Annotated in this window: 12 protein-coding genes; 9 read left to right on the forward strand and 3 right to left on the reverse strand. The window is 47.9% G+C overall.

Annotated elements, in window-relative coordinates:
* The first annotated feature begins 13 nt into the window (after positions 1-13).
* From Q369_RS0123215 to Q369_RS0123235, 5 genes are all read left to right on the forward strand, one after another.
* On the forward strand, positions 14-1,195 hold the full coding sequence (locus Q369_RS0123215; protein ID WP_035333775.1) for a DUF2062 domain-containing protein: 1,182 nt from the start codon (positions 14-16) through the stop codon (positions 1,193-1,195).
* Positions 1,196-1,375: 180 nt separating this feature from the next.
* Entirely contained in the window at positions 1,376-3,607 is a 2,232-nt protein-coding gene (locus Q369_RS0123220; RefSeq protein ID WP_051664241.1) for a sodium-translocating pyrophosphatase, read from the forward strand.
* Positions 3,608-3,653: 46 nt separating this feature from the next.
* Positions 3,654-4,022: a nucleotidyltransferase family protein gene (locus Q369_RS0123225; protein ID WP_229206929.1), complete on the forward strand. Its 369-nt coding sequence runs from the start codon at positions 3,654-3,656 to the stop codon at positions 4,020-4,022.
* Positions 4,015-4,359: a HepT-like ribonuclease domain-containing protein gene (locus Q369_RS0123230; RefSeq protein ID WP_031530119.1), complete on the forward strand. Its 345-nt coding sequence runs from the start codon at positions 4,015-4,017 to the stop codon at positions 4,357-4,359. The genes Q369_RS0123225 and Q369_RS0123230 overlap by 8 nt, the downstream gene beginning before the upstream one ends.
* Before the next feature lie 70 nt (positions 4,360-4,429).
* Positions 4,430-4,771: a hypothetical protein gene (locus tag Q369_RS0123235; RefSeq protein WP_031530120.1), complete on the forward strand. Its 342-nt coding sequence runs from the start codon at positions 4,430-4,432 to the stop codon at positions 4,769-4,771.
* Positions 4,772-4,841: 70 nt separating this feature from the next.
* Here the strand turns inward: Q369_RS0123235 and Q369_RS0123240 are convergent, their stop codons facing one another.
* The gene (locus Q369_RS0123240) at positions 4,842-5,699 is read right to left on the reverse strand and encodes a dienelactone hydrolase family protein (RefSeq protein ID WP_031530121.1); all 858 of its coding nucleotides are present in this window, start codon (positions 5,697-5,699) and stop codon (positions 4,842-4,844) included.
* A gap of 203 nt (positions 5,700-5,902) precedes the next feature.
* Here Q369_RS0123240 and Q369_RS0123250 point away from each other — a divergent pair, with 203 nt between their 5' ends.
* Positions 5,903-7,135: a multidrug effflux MFS transporter gene (locus Q369_RS0123250; RefSeq protein WP_031530122.1), complete on the forward strand. Its 1,233-nt coding sequence runs from the start codon at positions 5,903-5,905 to the stop codon at positions 7,133-7,135.
* Between the two features lie 5 nt (positions 7,136-7,140).
* Here Q369_RS0123250 and Q369_RS0123255 read toward each other — a convergent pair whose 3' ends face one another.
* Entirely contained in the window at positions 7,141-8,079 is a 939-nt protein-coding gene (locus tag Q369_RS0123255) for a nucleoside hydrolase (RefSeq protein WP_031530123.1), read from the reverse strand.
* A 17-nt stretch (positions 8,080-8,096) separates the two neighbouring features.
* Positions 8,097-8,708, reverse strand: coding sequence for a class I SAM-dependent methyltransferase (locus Q369_RS0123260; RefSeq protein ID WP_031530124.1), 612 nt, complete (start codon positions 8,706-8,708; stop codon positions 8,097-8,099).
* 277 nt (positions 8,709-8,985) lie between these two features.
* Between Q369_RS0123260 and Q369_RS0123265 the strand changes: the two genes are divergently transcribed.
* The 3 genes from Q369_RS0123265 (at position 8,986) to Q369_RS0123275 (ending at position 15,093) form a co-directional block, all read left to right on the forward strand.
* Positions 8,986-11,307, forward strand: coding sequence for a PSD1 and planctomycete cytochrome C domain-containing protein (locus Q369_RS0123265; RefSeq protein WP_031530125.1), 2,322 nt, complete (start codon positions 8,986-8,988; stop codon positions 11,305-11,307).
* Positions 11,308-11,416: 109 nt separating this feature from the next.
* On the forward strand, positions 11,417-12,871 hold the full coding sequence (locus Q369_RS0123270; protein WP_031530126.1) for a DUF1501 domain-containing protein: 1,455 nt from the start codon (positions 11,417-11,419) through the stop codon (positions 12,869-12,871).
* 47 nt (positions 12,872-12,918) lie between these two features.
* Entirely contained in the window at positions 12,919-15,093 is a 2,175-nt protein-coding gene (locus tag Q369_RS0123275; protein ID WP_031530127.1) for a c-type cytochrome domain-containing protein, read from the forward strand.

Consider the following 15,093-nt stretch of genomic DNA (forward strand, 5'->3'; position numbering starts at 1 on the left):
CCCGTAAATTAAAATGACTCTTTCGGAGATCAAGTGCTGCATTATCATTCCTACTTACAATAATCAGAACACATTGCGGAGGGTTATTGATTCTGTGCTTCCCTATGCGGACGGGCAGACGGTGATCGTGGTCAACGATGGTTCTACAGATGATACCAAGTATATTCTGTCTTCTTACGGTGTAAAGCTGCGTGTACTGAATAATTTCAAAAATTTCGGAAAAGGTTATTCGCTCAGGCGCGCATTTCAGGAGGCTCTTTTGCTGGGTTACGAAAACGCAATTACACTGGATTCTGACGGTCAGCATCTTGCGAGCGACATACCTGCTTTCATCGAAGCCGCGCACCGGAATCCTGGGGCATTGATCATGGGGTCCAGGAATATGGAGCAGGAGGGAGTGCCAGGTAAAAGCTCATTTGGCAATAAGTTCTCGAACTTCTGGTTCAAGTTCGAAACCGGTATCAGCCTTCCCGACACGCAAACTGGATTCCGATTATACCCTTTGGAGCCGCTTAAATCAATGAAGCTCTTCACGAGGAAATTTGAAACAGAGATAGAGGTGATCGTGAAAATGGCCTGGCGCAACGTTCCGATTGTTCCCATTAACATACAGGTTATTTACGATAAAAATGAGCGCGTTACGCATTTCCGGCCGTTTCGCGACTTCACCCGCATCAGCATTCTGAATACCTGGCTGGTGATACTGACCCTGCTCTATTATCTTCCCAAAAGGCTGATCCTGCAAGTCAGGCAAAAAGGTTTGTGGAACCTGATCAAGCAGGAAGCTGTAAAGCCCGGCGAATCTAATTTGGATAAAGCCAGGTCAATCGGTTTTGGCTTTTTTATGGGGATTGTGCCCGTCTGGGGATTTCAGCTGCTGATCGGGATCCCGCTTTCGATCTTCTTTCGGATGAACAAAGTACTTTTTCTCACAGCCGCCCATATCAGTATCCCACCGTTTATTCCATTCATCATTTTTGCGAGTTACCAGTTTGGCGGATTGTTCTACGAGACAGGCGTACAAATCAGTTCTTTCGAAAATCTGACGCTCGAATCCATTCATCTTAACTTTGTACAGTACTTTCTCGGCGGAACACTGCTCGCGGTGGCCGTCGGACTGGCCGGTTTTCTCATCAGCCTGCTTCTTCTCGCTATCTTCCGTCCGGCCGGCTCAAAGGCACTGGAGGCTAATTAGTTAGCTACTTTTTCGCTTGAAATGCTTCCATATCCGGTGCATTCCGGTGCTGCTATGCTCATTATATTTTTATAAAATCTATAAGAATTAACCAAAAAGCGGATTTTTGGATTTTGTTATGAGGTCTCATTCTCTATATTTACGGAATTGTAAACATTTTAACAATAAATTGGATATAGCATGAGTGTCATTACCTATTTAGTACCGGCTCTCGGTCTTGTTGGCCTGCTGGTTATGTTCTTCAAAAGAGGCTGGGTTGTCCGACAGGATGGTGGAAGTCCTGAAATGAAAGAGATAGCAGATGCCATTGCAGATGGCGCCCTTGCCTTCCTGAAAGCCGAATGGCGTGTACTCATCGTCTTTGGAATTATAGTTGCAATACTGCTGGGCTACTCAGGTACCCTCGTTGAAAATTCAAGTGCATTTATTGGAATATCGTTTGTAATCGGCGCTTTTGTGTCTGCATTCGCAGGTTACATCGGGATGAATATTGCCACAAAATCGAATGTGCGTACTACGCAGGCCGCCCGTACCAGTTTGGCAAAAGCGCTGGAAGTTTCATTTACCGGCGGTTCGGTAATGGGGATCGGCGTAGCGAGCCTTGCTGTAATAGGGCTGGGTGGACTGTTTATCATTTTATATTCGGCATTTGTGGGCGACAGTACTGACGTGAATGGACTGGCAATGGAAAAAGTACTTGAAGTACTGGCCGGTTTTTCACTTGGTGCAGAATCGATTGCGCTATTTGCCCGTGTAGGCGGAGGTATCTACACCAAAGCAGCCGACGTAGGTGCTGACCTCGTAGGCAAGGTAGAGGCAGGGATACCGGAAGACGATCCGAGGAACCCAGCCACCATTGCAGATAACGTAGGTGACAACGTGGGAGACGTGGCTGGAATGGGCGCCGATTTGTTTGGATCATACGTGGCTACAATCCTCGCGACCATGGTTTTAGGTCGTGAGATCATAGCTACTTCGACTGATAATTTTGGTGGTATCGCCCCGATATTGCTTCCAATGGTAATTGCAGGAATGGGGTTGATTGCCTCTATCATCGGGATGTTGCTTGTGCGGATTGCCGACGATAATGGCAATGTACAAGCCGCGCTGAACCGCGGAAACTGGGGCTCAATTATCCTGGTATTGATTGTAAGTTATCCTTTGACAATGTGGATGCTTCCAGAAGGTACGCTCACGATCAGAGGCGTTGATTTTACCGCAATGGACGTTTACTGGGCAATTTTGCTGGGTTCTATCGTGGGCGCGATCATGTCGATGGTTACGGAATATTACACAGCAATGGGCAAGCGGCCGGTGCAATCGATTGTAAATCAATCTTCAACCGGTCACGCAACCAACATCATCGGTGGTCTTTCGGTGGGAATGGAATCAACGGTAATCCCAACACTTGTGTTAGCTGCGGGGATTTTCATTAGTTATGAATTTGCGGGTTTATATGGAGTAGCTATTGCTGCGGCAGGTATGATGGCGACTACCGCCATGCAGCTCGCCATTGATGCATTTGGCCCGATTGCCGATAATGCGGGAGGTATCGCTGAAATGGCGCATTTGCCTGAGGAAGTACGCGGACGTACAGATATTCTCGACGCGGTAGGTAACACCACCGCCGCAACCGGAAAAGGCTTTGCGATCGCCTCGGCTGCATTGACTTCACTGGCGCTTTTCGCCGCATTTTGCGGTGTAGCAGGCATTAACTCTATTGATATTTACAAGGCCAATGTGCTCGCAGGACTTTTCGTTGGAGCGATGATACCATTTATTTTCTCGTCTTTGGCCATTGCAGCGGTAGGTCGCGCGGCTATGAAAATGGTGGAAGAGGTGCGTCGCCAGTTTCGTGAGATTCCGGGGATTATGGAAGGTACAGCCAAGCCGGAATACGACAAATGCGTGGCTATTTCAACGCAGGCATCGATCCGCGAAATGGTAGCCCCTGGTTTGATCGCACTGATTGTGCCTGTTCTGGTGGGATTCCTTTTCGGGCCGGAGGTACTTGGCGGTACACTGGCGGGCGTAACTGTGTCCGGTGTATTAATGGGTATTTTCCAAAACAATGCGGGCGGTGCCTGGGACAATGCGAAGAAGTCTTTTGAAAAAGGCGCGGTGATTAACGGACAGACTTATTACAAGAAATCGGAACCGCATAAAGCAGCTGTGACAGGCGATACGGTAGGGGACCCATTCAAGGATACATCCGGCCCTTCGATGAACATTCTTATCAAGCTGATGTCGATCGTTTCCCTGGTAATCGCCCCGCACATCGCAGTGGAACGTGCAGATCTGCAAGGAATGGATGTAAAAGCTAAAACCGAGAAAGTAGCTTTATTAGAAGCAAAGAAGGCAGTCGCTCCGACTGCGGTGGTTCTTGCGGTTGACGCGAAGGACATTAAATAAAGAAAGGCTAAGTTTCTAATGCATTTAAGGCAAACCCGGCCAATTGGTGGCTGGGTTTATTTGTTTCGGAGTTCAGCCGGATTTAGTTAATTTTATATCAAATCTGAAACAAGCAGTTATGTTGCCGAAGCCGATAATCAAGAAAATTCTGACATCAAGTAAACCTCAGCTGGCGCAGTGGGGAGTTTGCCAGATAGGCATCTTCGGTTCTTCTCAAAGAAACCAGATGACAGCTGACAGTGACATTGATATCTTGGTGGATTTTGAGCCAGATAAAGAGACTTATCTGAACTTTATAGCCACGTGTAGTTTTCTTGAAGCTGCTTTCAAAAATATCAAGGTTGATATAGTTTCGAAAAAAGGTCTAAGTCCTTTTATAGGACCGCATATCCTTAAAGAGGTGGAGTATGTCTAAGGATCACATTGAGTATCTCAGGCACATCTTAATGGAATGCGAGTATATCACCTCGGTAATTACACCGGACATTCGTAAAGAGGACTTCCTCACAGACGAAACCTTAAAAAGAGCTGTTGTGAGAAGTTTAGAAATCATCGGAGAGGCGACAAAGAAGATACCTGTTGATGTGAAATTGAAGTGGGGAAAGGTTGCGTGGAAGAATATGGCAGGAATGCGTGACCGGCTTATTCACGATTATATGGGTGTCAATTACTTGATTGTATGGGATGTTGCATTCAACCTGATTCCGGAAATCAAATTACAGGTAACAAACATAATCGCTGCCAAGCAATAATCCCCCGGAATGATTTTTGCTCTGCTCCGTTGACCCCACATGGGGACATTCATTTGAACAAACAGAAATCATGAAAAAGGTATTTGTATTAGCCGCTTTAATCGCATTCTCATCCGCTGCTTACGCACAAGATGCAGAGACTAAAACAGAGCAAGCTGTCGACAAGACTAAATCTGCCGGAAGAAAAGCAGGCAAGGAAATTAAGAAAGATGCCAAAGTCGTTGGTGAAAAAACCAAAGACGGCGCTGAATACGTTGGTGATAAGACAAAGGAAGGTGCTGAGTACGTGGGAGACGGCGTAGAAAAAGGCGCTAAAAAAGCGAAACGCGGCACTGAAAAAGCCTACAACGCAACCAAAGACGAAGCGAAAGAAATTAAGAGTGATATCAAAAAGAAAACAGACGATAAATAAGTCTGGAAGGAAAATGCCCGCCAGGTGGTTGATCAACCATTTGGCGGGCATTTCTTTTTCCTACGTGGGGTTAAGATAGCTTACCTTTCAGGTAATTGATAGTCGGCTTATACGCGTCAGCAGTCGCTACCGGGTCGTATTTCGCATTACTTGGATTAGCAAAAGCATGTACCGCATCGTACATTTTGATGGTAACTTTTTTGCCGGCAGTTTTCATATCTTCTTCAAATTTACTCACCATAGCAGGATTGATACCTTGATCCTGGCTGCCGAAAATTCCGAGTACATCCGTATTGAGTTTCTTCAATTTTTCAACATCTGTTTCCGGGCGGCCGTAGTACATGACGCAGCCCACCACCTGTTTACCTCCTTCGATCGCATTTTGCAGCGAAAGCATTCCGCCAAAACACCATCCGATACTGGCAACCTTTGCGTCTTTACCTGCATAAGAAAGTCCGCCCTTTGTGATTGCGGCCAACCGTTCAGCCGAAGCAGATTGCATTAACTTCCCTGCTTCTTCACGGGTAGTTCCCACCTTTCCGTCATACATATCCAGCGCCAGTACATTGACGTCCCCCAAATCCTTGTGCAATTTGGCTGCTTCCTCTTTGATGTGGTCGTTCAATCCCCACCATTCCTGATAAACAAATAGCCACTTATTTGATTTTTTAGGTGATTTCAGCAAAAAGCCGCTTGCTGTTTTTCCGTCCGGCGTCGGGAATGAAATAGTTTCGCCAGCTCCCTGGTAAGTAAAAGCTGCGGGATTTTCGTGGAGCATCTGAAAAGCAGGATCTGCTGCGAGTGCAGACATATCATTGCCCGGAATGGAAACAGTGTGACAAACGGGAATAGAACCTGATTTTTCCGCAGGTTGGGGCAGAAAAGTTTTCAGCATAAAGAAGGTTAGTAACAAGAAGATTGTTCTCATAGGTTAAGAGCGGTTGGTTGGTTCATTTGGTTTAAATATAACAAAAATACTGCGCCGTGCTCAGCTGCAATATTGTACTATACGTAGATGCTGGGCTATTGGATGCGCCTGATATTCATCATTGACGAAAAGATTGCACTTATAGAAAGACCGGAACTTAATCCCGCTTTCGACCCGTTAAAAGATTGGTATTAAAGATGGTCATGGAAAAGAAGCGATATTTTTATATAATCCTGATTTTGGGCTCACTGGCAACAGTCAGCCCATTCTCAATTGATATGTACCTGCCAGGTTTTCCAAGGATAGCTGCGGATCTGGCTACTACGATTGACAGGGTACAACTTTCCCTGACCAGCTATCTGATCGGGATCTGTTTGGGACAAATTCTATATGGTCCCCTGCTGGACCGTTTTGGCCGTAAAAAGCCCCTCTACGTGGGCTTGGGTTTGTACGTCATCGCGTCCATCGGTTGTGCGCTCACATCTTCGGTTGATGCCTTGATCGCGATGCGGTTCTTCCAGGCAATGGGCGGCTGCGTAGGTCTGGTTGCTTCGCAAGCTTTGGTAAGTGACCTTTTTGCACCTCAGAAAAGGGCGGAAGTCTTTTCAATGATTACACTTGTGATAGCCGTATCCCCAATGATCGCACCGACAATTGGCGGATATGTTACGTCCACCATTGCATGGCAATGGATTTTCGTGATCCTGGCGGGCATTGTGAGTGCGATGATGCTGGCTATTTACTTTTTTCTGCCTACCGGGCGGGATGCTGATCCCTCGGTATCGTTGCAGCCCCGCGCAGTGATGAAAGGTTTCGGGATTGTCTTGAGTCAGCCGCAATTCCTTTTGTACACGCTGGCGGGTGGCTTGGCTACCGCTGCACCTTTCGCTTACATTGCTGGTTCGTCGGATGTTTTCATGAATATCTACAACGTTTCCGAGCAGCAGTACGGCTGGATATTCGCGTTCCTCGCTTTTGCAATGATCGGTTCCACGCAGCTGAACCACATACTTTTGAAGAAATACACAAGTGAACAGATCATTAAGACCACCCTCGTTGGCCAAAGCCTGGTGGGAATGGTTCTGATCGTGGGCGTGTACAACAGCTGGTTCAGCCTGCTTCCATTGATCGGAATGATGTTCCTTTTCCTTTGCGGACAGGGGTTAACGGGACCTAATGCATCTGCATTGTCGCTTGCTCCTTTTCACAAACATACTGGCAGCGCATCGGCTTTAATGGGCAGCTGGCGAATGGGAGCGGGAGCGATCATTTCCGCACTGGTCAGTCTTTTTCATAATAATACGGCTGTTCCAATGGTCGGAATGATGGCGTTTTGTTCGGTAGCCGGGCTGGCTATTCTGTTCACAGGCAACATCGTGGTGAGGCACCAGGCAAGCCGCAGAAGTGTAGAAGACGAGGTGTCTGTGCTGCTCTGATAGCGTCAAGGCAGGTTTCTCACTGCATTGAAAAGCATATCGATAAAAGCCTGCCGGTCGATATCATAAGCAACGATGGTGTTAGGTTGGCGGTGAAGTACATTGTAAAAATCCACCACAGTTGCGCCGCGGGTTAGTTCCCCCTTTGTTTCAACATCCACATAGCAAGCTTTCGTCTTGAATATTCCGGGACTGAGGAGCCAAGCAATGGCGCAAGGATCGTGCAATGCAGCTCCTCCTTCCAGTTCCGTTCTTTGCTCCCGGTAAAATTTTGAGAAAAACTCCATTAAGTCTGCCGCTACTTCACCTGACTTGTTTTTAAAGGTCCGGAACAGCTCAATATCACGCTGAAATACCAGTGCTTTGTGCGTTACATCCAGGCCGCACATCGTAATGGGCACGCCGGCACGGAACACAATTGCCGCAGCTTCCGGATCGACGTACATATTGAATTCGGCCAGCGGCGTCATATTGCCCCTGAAAATACCTCCGCCCATCAGCGAAATCCGCTCAATTTTATCTTTCAAATGTGGGTAACTTTCCAGGAACGTGGCGATGTTTGTAAGCGGCCCCGTGGCTACAATGGTGACCTTTTTCGTGCTTTCCTCTAAGATTCCTGCTATACCTTCTGCCGCTCGAAGCGTTTCCGGCAGGGTATCAATGCGAGGTAACAAAGGTCCGTGCAGTCCGCTTTCGCCATGAACTTCATCGGCTATCACCAGCTCACAGCATAGCGGCTTTTCGGCGCCCCGAAATACAGGTACACTTGCACCTATTACAGAAAGGATTTTGAGTGTATTTGCAAAAGTCTTGTCCTGGGTCTGGTTTCCGGCAGATACGGTCACTGCTTTCACATCCAGCTGCCCGCTTCCGAAAGCAAGCATCAACATGAGCGCATCGTCGTGCCCGGGATCACAATCAATAATGACAGGTACCTTCTCCATAGCTGAAAGAGAGACTATTATTTCCTGGAAATCGATTTCTTGTCCACTAAAATTCCCAGACCAAAATGTTTGGGATAATTGTATAAAGTCTGTCCGGTTTGTTTGGCAATGTCCTTCACTGCCTGCCTTACTGCCGGGAAACTTTCGGTATCATGGAATATCGTACAATCGCTGTGTTGCGCTGCCCAGAGCCCGCATTCAAAAGTTTCTTTGTAGTTATGCACGATGTCGACGTGAGCCAGGTTGTAGTGGCTCTGGTCTGTCTTAATCCAGTCGCGGTAATCAGATTTAACGAGCTGGATATTGGGGTAGGGCGCCAGCCGTGCACTTGTATCGCGAAAATGTTCGCTTTTATTGGCAGTATGTTCGTCACCTTCAAAGGTATCCACGCCTGTTACCGACTTGAAGAAGTTGGAAAACACAACCGCCGAATACCCGAATTCCACCCCAAATTCAATGCAACGGTCATTACCGAGGTGGAACTGTTCAATGATATCCCCGATGATCAGTTCAAGGCCCTCCCAGGCTGAAACGACTTCCAGCGTTTTCGCCGGTCGACGCAGGTTTTTTGGTTTAAATGGTTTGATATCGAGAATGAAATTTTCCCTGATGTAGGTCCTTAGTCCCATATAGATGAATCGTTGATGCGCGCAAATTAGTCCGCAATGGCCGGGTTTCATAGTAGCACGGCAAAATCTTGCCGTCAGAATGTTTGTTAAAGTGCCCTCTCGCAAGCTGTAAGGTGCCAGAAATACGGATTGTATTTGTTTCTAAAATATTGTACGGGCAGTATAGTGCAGGATAGTTGTGAAGTGTAAAATGTTCATTATTGTATAAATAAGTGTACAATTTTGCGTTAATTAGAGCAGCGACGGATTGTACAAGCAGTTTCCTGAACCTCGTACCATGACATTTAATACAAGAATAACCTGCACCATACTATTGTTATGGGGCGCATTGGTTTTTAAATCCTGCAATAATACGTCGCTCAACCAGGCAACTGAGGAAAAGCTTCCTGAGCAGGTCAGCTATAACTTCGATATCCGTCCCATTCTTTCCGATAAATGCCTGGCTTGTCACGGTCCCGACGCAAACAAGCGCGAAGCCGGCTTGCGTCTTGACGATCCGGCTGCTGCATTCAAAGCATTAAAAGACAACCCCAAGGCCCACGCGATTGTAGCAGGAAAGCCCGAGCTGTCCGAAGCTTACCTGCGCATTACAACCACAGATACCTCCCTGCGCATGCCGCCACCAGCTTCTAACCTCAAATTGTCGCAGCGGGAAGTAGACCTGATAGAAAGGTGGATCAGGCAGGGAGCGAAATACGAAAAACACTGGGCGTTTGTAGCGCCCCGCAAAATTGCAGTGCCGGAGGTAGATCATGAAGATTGGCCTAAAAACGAGATCGACTATTTTATTCTTGAAAAACAGGAACAAAAAGGATTGCAGCCAAACGAAGAAGCTGACAAAGAGCGACTGCTGAAACGCCTCAGCCTAGATTTGACCGGCCTGCCGCCTACATTAAAAATGATGGATGACTTTCTGGCTGATAACAGCCCGAATGCATACGAGAAAATGGTTGATCAGCTCCTGAAAAACCCTGCTTACGGCGAGAAAATGGCGATTCACTGGCTCGATCTAGCACGTTATGCTGATTCGCACGGATACCAGGACGATGGTTACCGCACGCAGTGGCCGTGGCGCGACTGGGTGATCCATGCATTTAATAAAAACATGCATTACAATGATTTTGTAACCTGGCAGCTAGCCGGCGACCTGCTTCCAAATTCCGGGAAGGAGCAGCTTCTGGCAACAGGTTTTAACAGAAATCATAAGATAACTGAAGAAGGCGGTGTGATACCGGAAGAGTATCGCATTATGTACGTAACCGACCGCAATGATCTTTTTGGAAAAGGGTTACTCGGCGTCACACTGGAATGCGCGCATTGCCACGATCACAAATACGACCCGTTTTCGCAAAAGGAATATTACCAGATGTTTGCGTTCTTCAACAATGTGAATGAGGTAGGTATCGAGTCGGTAATCGGCGGGCCGGAAACTTATGCCAAAAAACCTTTAATGGAGATCAGCGACGAGGATGTGAAGAGTATTCTCAGCTTTGTAAACAAACCCGACACCAACCGCCTTATCGTCTCGGTAATGGGTGATCTGGACTCAACGAGGAAAACTTACATCCTGAAAAGAGGCGTTTACGACGCGCCAGGTGACGAAGTGCAGCCAGGTACGCCCAGCTCAATCCTGCCTTTTGATAAAAAATATCCTAAAAACAGGCTTGGACTTTCACAATGGTTGTTTGACAAGCGAAATCCATTGACTTCCCGCGTTTACGTCAACATTCTTTGGCAGGAGTTATTTGGCAAAGGCATTGTCAAAACTTCCGGCGACTTTGGAATGCAGGGAGAACTGCCCTCGCATCCTGCATTACTCGACTGGCTTGCGGTTGATTTTATGGAGCATAACTGGGATATCAAGCGGCTTGTCAAGCAAATGGTTACTTCGGCTACTTACAGGCAATCGGCTGTTGTCCCAAAAGAAAAGCTGGCTGTCGATCCCGATAATATACTTCTGGCACGCGGGCCCCGGTACCGCATTCACGCAGAATTTATAAAAGACCTGGTACTAGCGAGCAGCGGGCTTTTGAACAAAACAATAGGAGGGCCAAGCGTAAAACCCTACCAGCCAGCCGGATTGTGGGAAGGTGCTACTTCCGGGCGTGGATTGTTGTCGGTGTACAACCAGGATCACGGCGCAAGTCTGTACCGACGTGGCATGTACACGCTGATCAAAAGGACAGTCCCGCCGCCCACAATGAGCATTTTTGATGCGAGCAACCGGGATTTGTGTGAAGTAAAACGACTGAAAACCAACACACCATTGCAGGCGCTGGTCATGATGAACGACCCGGCAGTACTCGAAGCCTCCCGCGTGCTTTCTGCCAAACTGTTACAGGAAAGAACGGACGCTAAAGATAAAATCACCAAAGCTTTCAGGCTGATCGTCTGCCGCAAGCCTTCCGAAAAAGAGCTCGCTGTTCTGACAGGATATTACGAGAAAGAACTAAAAACGATCAGTCCTACCGCAGCAGAAAAAATGATCGCGATCGGGGAATATCCATTGACGAGAAATGTAGACAAAAAAGCGCTCGCCTCACTCATGAGGGTTGTATCAACGATTTACAATTTGGAGGAGACGATAACGAAAAGCTAAGGGAGCAGTCGGCTCTCGGCTTTCGGCAGTCGGCTTTTTGGGGTTTTTGAGCAAAGAAATTGAAAACAAAAGCTGATAGCCGATGGCCGACAGCCGATAGTCAAAAAACATGGACAAAGAAATCATTGAACACGGGTTCAACTTCAATCGCCGGCGGTTTTTATCTACGATGAGTCTCGGCATTGGGAGTGTGGCGCTTGGGTCGCTGTTGATGCCAGATCTGCTGAAAGGAGGAGGATTAGAGGAGGAGGGACTTGCGCCGGGCATTCCGCATTTCGCGCCGAAAGCCAAGCGGGTTATTTATATGTTCCAAAACGGTGCGCCCTCGCAGCAGGAGCTTTTCGACTATAAGCCGAAGCTCCGTAAAATGCTCGGGCAGGAAATTCCACCTTCGGTACGCGGCAGTCAGCGACTTACCGGTATGACGGCCAATCAGGCTTCATTTCCGTTGGTCGGTTCTTTCGTGGATTTCAAGCAATATGGTCAGTCACAAGCCTGGGTAAGTGACTTGCTGCCTTATACTTCCAAGATTGTGGACGATATCTGCATTGTGAAGTCCATGTACACGGAAGCAATCAACCACGATCCTGCACTGACCTTTTTACAAACCGGCTCGCAGCAGGGAAACCGGCCGAGTATGGGCTCCTGGCTGAGTTATGGTCTTGGTAATGAGAATAAAAACCTGCCCAACTTCACTGTTCTGCTTTCTCGCGGGGTCGGTAACGGACAAGGGGTTTATTCCAAATTGTGGTCAAACGGGTTTCTGGATTCGGTACACCAGGGTGTGCAGTTCAGCAAAGGCGAAGACCCTGTTTTGTACCTGCGAGATCCCGAGGGAATGGACCGGAAAGAGCGCCGCGAAATGCTCGATAACCTCTCACAGCTGAACGAATTATCCTACCAGGAATTTGGCGACCCGGAAATCACAGCCAAGATCAAGCAGTATGAGATGGCTTACCGCATGCAGACTGCAGTGCCGGAGGTAATGGATCTCTCCAAAGAATCGGACGACATCATCAAGCTGTACGGACCAGAATGTCTGGTGCCGGGTACCTACGCTGCCAATTGCCTGCTGGCGCGGAAGCTGTCCGAAAACGGCGTACGTTTCGTTCAGCTCTATCACCAGGGCTGGGACCAGCACGGCAATCTGCCTTATGAAATTACCAAGCAGGCAATGGACGTAGACCAGGCCTCAGCTGCATTGGTAACCGACCTGAAACAGAGGGGATTGTTGGATGAAACACTGGTGATCTGGGGTGGAGAATTTGGCCGCACCAGCTACACGCAGGGAAAGTTGACGGCAGATAATTACGGTCGTGATCACCATCCCCGCTGCTTTACAATATGGATGGCAGGCGGCGGGATCAAGCCCGGAATGGTATATGGAGAAACAGACGAGCTCGGGTACAACATTGCCAAAGATCCGGTGCATGTTCATGATTTTCAGGCTACTGTGCTGCACCAGCTGGGCTTGAACCACGAAAAGCTCGTATTCAAACACCTTGGCAGGAGATACCGGCTTACGGATGTTTCGGGTAAAGTAGTCCGTGATATAATCAGCTGACCTGCGCAGTTAAATTCTTATTTGATCAAATTCTTGGTGAGACTTTAATGTATTTAAGATTCAGGTTTTTTGCGGAACAAGTACTTGTTGCTGCCAATATTTTCATTCTGTTCTTACTGGTTTTTGAAAGCAAGCTGGTGGTTCCTGCCTGGCTGCAAACGATCGGAAGAATGCACCCGCTGATCCTGCATTTCCCGATTGTGATCCTGCTGATTGCAATGCTGCTCGAATTTTTCAGGTTCAAGCCTGAGTATGCGACCAATCAGTTTTACAAAAATTTCCTTCAAAACCTGCTGCTGATCGGCTCCCTTTTCGCTGCTATTACAGTGATAATGGGGATTTTCCTGTCAAAAGAGGAAGGATATGCCGGAGAAGTGCTGACCCTCCATAAATGGACAGGTGCAGGTATTTTCTTCATTGCTTCGATTATCTATTTTGTCCGGAACTCAGGTTGGTACAAAGCACCAGTCGCCAGGGCCGGCGCCTTTGTAACTATAATTGCATTGGTACTTACCGGGCATTACGGCGCAGCACTGACGCACGGGAGCAATTTCATTTGGGAGCCGGTATCCAGCCAAAATGAAATGGGCGCCGTATCTCTGGACGAAGCCGTGGTATACACGAATGTGATCCAGCCGATCCTGGAACAGAAATGCACAAGCTGCCACAATCCCGATAAACTCAAAGGAGAATTGATCCTCACAGATCCGGCCTCCATCTTGAAAGGAGGTAAGTCAGGCAAGCTGATCGTGCCCGGCAATGCGGCTATGAGCTTGTTATTGCAAAGAGTGCATTTGCCGATGGAAGAAAAAAAGCACATGCCGCCGTCGGGAAAAGCACAGCTTACCTTGCAGGAGATTTCCCTGCTCACTTTGTGGGTGAACCAAAAGGCAGATTTTAACAAGAAGGTGGTTGATCTTGCCGCATCGGACTCATTGCGGCTCCTGGCTACTGCCTATCTTAAACCTGCCCAGGCAGAAGAACAATTCAGTTTTGCTGCGGCGGATGAAGATGAGATTGCCAAGCTGAATTCAGATTACCGGACCATTCTGCCGCTCGCCCGCGAATCGCCGGCACTTGCTGTGAACATTTACAATGCGGCAAGTTATAGTTCCAAACAGCTTGATGAACTGAGCAAGATCAGGCAGCAGATTGTGTCATTGAACCTCAACAAAATGCCGGTGAAAGATGCTGACCTGAAAAGCATAGCGCAATTCGAAAATCTGCGAAAGCTGGATCTCAACTTTACCGAGGTAACTGCCGCTGGACTCAAAGAACTTTCTTCATTAAAATACCTGCAAAGTCTGACACTCTCGGGTACCAAGGTCAATCTGGCTGATTTGAAGGGTTTGTTGCCTGCATTGAAGAGTCTGAAAACAGTAACAGTCTGGGATACCAGGTTGTCTGCTGCTGACGTGGCCGTTTTGCAAGAAGAAATCAGGAACGTAGAAATCATTGGCGGCTTCAAGGACGATGGCAAAAATCCATTGAGGTTGAACCCGCCCCAGGTCAAGAACAGCGCGATGATTTTCGCCAAAACTGCACCCCTGGAATTGAAACACCCGATCAAAGGAGTGGATATCCGCTTTACAATGGACGGAACCGAGCCGGACAGCATCACTTCCCCGCTTTTTGACAATAAAACAATCCTTACTTCCAGCGCAACCGTCAAAGCCAGGGCTTACAAAAATGGCTGGTACGGAAGCGAGCTGGCCACATTCGATTTCTTTAAGAGCGCCTATAATCCCGACAGTGTGAACCTGTTGCAACCACTCAACCGCGTACATCAGGCCGAAGGTGCAAAGACGTTTTTCGATAAAAAGCTCGGTGTGATAGGCGCGAATAATCCCGCCTGGGCTAATAACTGGGCCGGTGTGCGGAATAATGATATGGTACTGATGTCCGAATTCAGGAAGCCGGTCGCATTATCTTCGGTGGGACTGCATTATATGATCGAGGAGGCGACAGGCATATTCCCGCCGCAACTCGTGGAGGTGTGGGGAGGTAACAGCCGTGACAATCTGAAACTGATCTCAACCTTTAAAGCGCCGCTTCCTTCGAAAGGCGATAAGGCTTGTCTGAAAATGGTGGAGGGGCGATTCAAACCTCAAAGTGTTTCTTTCGTGAAAGTTGTGGTGAAACCAGTTGAGAAAATCCCGGAGTGGCACGGCTCAAAAGGCAACCGCGCATTGCTGCTCGTCGACGAAATGTTCTTTAACTAA

Origin of the sequence: Dyadobacter crusticola DSM 16708 (genome assembly GCF_000701505.1) — a bacterium.
GTDB lineage: Bacteria > Bacteroidota > Bacteroidia > Cytophagales > Spirosomataceae > Dyadobacter > Dyadobacter crusticola.

Bases quoted from the DNA above. Each gene is read 5' to 3' on its own strand.
- Q369_RS0123265 (WP_031530125.1), top strand. From the start codon at position 8,986: ATGACATTTAATACAAGAATAACCTGCACCATACTATTGTTATGGGGC.
- Q369_RS0123230 (WP_031530119.1), top strand. From the start codon at position 4,015: ATGTCTAAGGATCACATTGAGTATCTCAGGCACATCTTAATGGAATGC.
- Q369_RS0123235 (WP_031530120.1), top strand. From the start codon at position 4,430: ATGAAAAAGGTATTTGTATTAGCCGCTTTAATCGCATTCTCATCCGCT.
- Q369_RS0123275 (WP_031530127.1), top strand. From the start codon at position 12,919: ATGTATTTAAGATTCAGGTTTTTTGCGGAACAAGTACTTGTTGCTGCC.
- Q369_RS0123250 (WP_031530122.1), top strand. From the start codon at position 5,903: ATGGAAAAGAAGCGATATTTTTATATAATCCTGATTTTGGGCTCACTG.
- Q369_RS0123260 (WP_031530124.1), bottom strand. From the start codon at position 8,708: ATGGGACTAAGGACCTACATCAGGGAAAATTTCATTCTCGATATCAAA.
- Q369_RS0123220 (WP_051664241.1), top strand. From the start codon at position 1,376: ATGAGTGTCATTACCTATTTAGTACCGGCTCTCGGTCTTGTTGGCCTG.
- Q369_RS0123215 (WP_035333775.1), top strand. From the start codon at position 14: ATGACTCTTTCGGAGATCAAGTGCTGCATTATCATTCCTACTTACAAT.
- Q369_RS0123270 (WP_031530126.1), top strand. From the start codon at position 11,417: ATGGACAAAGAAATCATTGAACACGGGTTCAACTTCAATCGCCGGCGG.
- Q369_RS0123255 (WP_031530123.1), bottom strand. From the start codon at position 8,079: ATGGAGAAGGTACCTGTCATTATTGATTGTGATCCCGGGCACGACGAT.
- Q369_RS0123240 (WP_031530121.1), bottom strand. From the start codon at position 5,699: ATGAGAACAATCTTCTTGTTACTAACCTTCTTTATGCTGAAAACTTTT.